Below are 3,709 nucleotides of genomic sequence, written 5' to 3'. Positions count from 1 at the left end.
GTCTCGGGACCGCCGCCGCGGCAAGCCTCATCGCGGCTTGCGGCGAACACAAGGCAACCGGCCCGAGCCAGCCGCCCTCGGGTCAGCCCCCCGGTCTGGCCGCTGCGCTGCCGACGGCGCCGATAACCTGGACCGGTCCGCCGGGGCAGTTGCAGGGCGCCTGGGCGCCGGCGCCTACTGCCCGAGGCGGCGTGCTGGTGATCCATGAGAATAAAGGGCTGAACGACTGGGTGCGGTCAGTAACGGGTCGCTTCGCCGGCGCCGGCTACTCGGCGCTGGCCGTCGACTTGCTATCCGAGTGCGGTGGCAGCGGCCACTTCGCCGATCCGGCGCAAGCCACCGCTGCCTTGGCGCGGATAGCCCCGCAGCGGTTGACTGCGAACATGAAATCCGCTGTCGCAGAACTGCAGCGGCGGGCGCCCGGCCGGAAGCTGGCCGCGGTGGGATTCTGCTTCGGCGGGGGACTGGTGTGGCAACTGCTGGGCTCCGCTGAACCGCAGCTGTCGGCCGCGGTTCCCTTCTACGGGCCGTTGCCCGACGATCCCGACTTCAGCGGTTCCAAGGCGGCGGTGCTGGCCATCTACGCCGCGCTCGACACCCGCGTCACCGCAACGCAGTCAGCGGCCAAGGTGGCTCTGGATCACGCCGGTCTCGTCAACGAGGTGGTCGTCGAACCAGACGCCGATCACGCTTTCTTCAACGACACCGGACCCCGCTACAACGCGGCCGCGGCGAATGACGCCTGGCGCCGAGTGCTGGATTGGCTCGGCCGCTACCTCGCTTAGTCGCCACTCGCGAAACAGAGGCGACGGCTGCGATCAGCCGAAAATCCACGGCCGTAGTCGCTGCTTCGCGGTTGACGGGACTTCGGGGTCAGCGGGTGGCCAACGATCGCGCCGGTCCCAGCGCCACCGGCAACGAAGACCAGCCGCGCAGCACGCGGGTGTCCCGCCTGCTGCCGGCGCCGGCGGACCGCACGTCGGGAAAGGAGTCGAAGAAGGCGCGCAGACCCACTTCGCCCTCGGCACGGGCCAGCGCCGCGCCTAAGCAGAAATGCCGCCCACCGGAGAACGCGAGATGCCGGCCGGCGTTCTCGCGTTCGACGTCGAAGCGGTGCGGATCGTGGAATATCGCCGGGTCACGGTTAGCGGCAGCCAGATAGATCACCACCATCTGTCCTTGTTTGACCGGGGTACCCGCGACCACGGTGTCGGTGCGGGCTACCCGTGCCGTGAGCTGCACGGGTGATTCCAGCCGCAGAATCTCCTCGACTGCGTTGGGCCACAGCTGTGGGCGGTCGTTCAATTTCTTCAGTTGTTCGGGGTTATCCAACAGCAGACGAATTGCGCTTCCGAGCAGATTCACCGTGGTCTCGAACCCTGCGGCCAAGACCAGCCCGGCGATTCCTTCGAGTTCGGTCTCGTCGAGGCGGGTGTCGTCTTCGCCGCCCGCCTGGATCAACTGACTCATCAGATCGTCGCCGGGCGAGCGCCGCAAGTGCCGGAGGTGATCAGCAAGCCACGAATGGAAGCCGGCGATGCCGCGCTGCACGCGTTGGTACTGCCGCCAGGTCAAGCCGACATCGAGACTGGGCGCCGCGAGCTCCCCGAATTCCAGGATGTGGCTCCTGTCATTCTCGGGGACGCCCAGAATGTCGCTGATGATGGCAACCGGAAGCAGTGCGCAATACCGCTCGACGATGTCTACGACGCCCTGCTCGTGGGCAAGCTGATCGAGCAGCACCGCAGCCGTCTCCTCCACCCGGTCCCGCAACGCGGCCACCGCCCTCGATGTGAACACCGATGACACCGTCTTGCGGTACCGGGTGTGTTCCGGCGGCTCGACGGCCAGCAGCGACGGCGGGCGCAGCGGATGAAGGAAGGGATCGCGGGCGCGCCGCTCCAGCCAACGCAGCGGCGCCGGCAAACCGGATCCCAGCGCCATCGTCCGGAAGTCGTCGGACCGCAACACCTCATGGGCGACCCTGTAGTCGGTGGTGACGTAACTGATGCCGCCCCGCACCAGCGGTCCGCCGGCGCGCATTTCCTCGTAGAAGGGCACCGGATCAGCTTTGACCAGGGGATCGGCGATTAACCGCCCCTGCGGATCACCGCGCCGGGCGCCATACGAGGCGATGACCCGCACGAAGCCGTGCAGCGTCAGCCAGTGCAGCCTCTGCTTCAAGAGCGCGCCTCCCAGGGTCGGTTGAATTTGTCCAATGGTATGCGGCCGACCCCGTCCAGAAGGCTGACCGGTTTCTGCTGACCTCGTATCTCGCAGCGGACAGGCTGAGGGACCAGCGCTCAGCCGGCCTCGGCCACGTCCTTGATCCGCTGCAGCGTCTTGGTCATGTCTCGGATATTGCGCCGCTTGCGCAGTAAGCCGCCGAATACCCAGTGGTACAGGGTAGTGAACGTCGACTCGTTCATCCGGAATGACTCGGTCACGTCAGTGCCGCCGTCGGCCGGGGTCAATTGATACAGCCAATTGTTGACGGTCCGGTGACCGAGGAGCACTGCGAACCCGAATTCCCGACCGGGCTCGCATGCGGTCACCCGGCACGTCGTCCAGTACACCGGCCCGATTTCGTTGCGCCGCACGTGGCCCCGGAAACGGGCGCCCAGCGCCGGCCCGGTGGCTCCGTCCAACCATTCGGCCTCAAAGGTTTCCGGAGAGAACCGCCCGGTGTTGCGAACGTCGGCGATCAGATCCCAGATTTTGTCTGCCGGTGCCGCCATGTGAACTGTCGCCGACCCTTGCATGGCCTGATCCAAGCACGCAGGGGTCACGTCGACGGCCAGAACACAGTTATCGCACCGCCGGGGGCCGGCAGTAGAACGTGACGCGACGACAAACGCCTGCCGGTAGAGCGTGTCGAGGTGCCGGCTCTGCGCGCAGCCGGTGTGGTAGCGGCCTGGGACTAATGTTTCCGGTTAGCCTTGACGGGCGATTGTCCGCCCCGAACAGCGCGGTTCGCCTTGAAGGTGTTGACGCACATGACCCTTGACCGCTCCACAGACAACGGCAACCGCCGGAAATGGTATCGCTCGACGGCTGCCCGGACGCTGCTCGCCGCCGCGCTGACCATGTCGCTGCTCCTGAGTGGTTCGTTCCTGCTGGTCGGCAAGCTGCATTCGTCACCGGCCGATTCGCTCGATCATCCCGCCCAGCCGGTCTCCGACGATCAGAGCGAAGACCAGGTGCTCGAGCCGGCCAAGCAGATCGTCACGATCGCCAGGCTGCAGCAGCCAACTGCGGGGTATCTGCTGATGTCCTGCAAGGACGTCAGCGATCCGCCCTATCAAGGCGCGATCTACCTGAACTTCGCAGTACCTGCCGATATCCGCGCCGACACCTATTTCCGCGGCATCGCGGACGCGATGGTCGGGCATGGCTGGCGGGAAGGCATACCGCCGAGCCGGTACGCCTATGGTGCCACGCTGTACCGGGGCGAGGTGACCGCAATCGTCTATCGCGACAGCGACATCCCAGGCGTCGGTGTCCTGCGCCTCTACGGCCAATGCCGCAACATGAACGACCACCGCAACGACACCACCGCCTGGTCCGACATCACCGACCGGTTGCCCCACCCGCGGTGAGGTCGCAGGCCGCAGGCACGCCGCTGCCGGCAGCAGCTACCAGGTTCGGCGAGGCCGTCGCGGCCCGGACATGAGACTGCGCGTGACGGCCAGCCGTCACGCGCAGTCCG

The 3,709-nt window shown here is 66.7% G+C and carries 4 protein-coding genes; 2 read left to right on the top strand and 2 right to left on the bottom strand.

Annotation, left to right across the window (positions count from 1 at the left end; translation table 11 throughout):
- Positions 1-785 (top strand): dienelactone hydrolase family protein (locus tag WA317_RS12650; RefSeq protein ID WP_425173356.1); only part of this gene is annotated, 785 nt, incomplete at its 5' end.
- A gap of 88 nt (positions 786-873) precedes the next feature.
- On the opposite strand, the gene WA317_RS12645 is transcribed toward WA317_RS12650, so the two are convergent.
- Positions 874-2,184, bottom strand: a complete 1,311-nt coding sequence (locus WA317_RS12645) for a cytochrome P450 (RefSeq protein WP_425173355.1) — start codon at positions 2,182-2,184, stop codon at positions 874-876.
- Between the two features lie 119 nt (positions 2,185-2,303).
- Positions 2,304-2,762 (bottom strand): SRPBCC family protein, encoded by a 459-nt coding sequence (locus tag WA317_RS12640; protein ID WP_425173354.1) that lies wholly within the window; start codon positions 2,760-2,762, stop codon positions 2,304-2,306.
- A 234-nt stretch (positions 2,763-2,996) separates the two neighbouring features.
- Here WA317_RS12640 and WA317_RS12635 point away from each other — a divergent pair, with 234 nt between their 5' ends.
- Positions 2,997-3,599 carry a hypothetical protein gene (locus tag WA317_RS12635; RefSeq protein WP_425173353.1) on the top strand — a complete coding sequence of 201 codons (603 nt, stop codon included), beginning with the start codon at positions 2,997-2,999 and terminating at the stop codon, positions 3,597-3,599.
- Positions 3,600-3,709: the final 110 nt, after the last annotated feature.

Origin of the sequence: Mycobacterium sp., from assembly GCF_049802695.1 — a bacterium.
In the GTDB taxonomy this organism is placed as follows: Bacteria; Actinomycetota; Actinomycetes; order Mycobacteriales; family Mycobacteriaceae; genus Mycobacterium.
The sequence above is the reverse complement of the archived record's forward strand: the minus strand, read 5'-3'. Positions and strand labels throughout refer to the sequence as shown.

What these genes read in the sequence shown, in the direction of transcription:
- WA317_RS12640 (WP_425173354.1), bottom strand. Translation starts at nt 2,762, where the DNA reads ATGCAAGGGTCGGCGACAGTTCACATGGCGGCACCGGCAGACAAAATC.
- WA317_RS12635 (WP_425173353.1), top strand. Translation starts at nt 2,997, where the DNA reads ATGACCCTTGACCGCTCCACAGACAACGGCAACCGCCGGAAATGGTAT.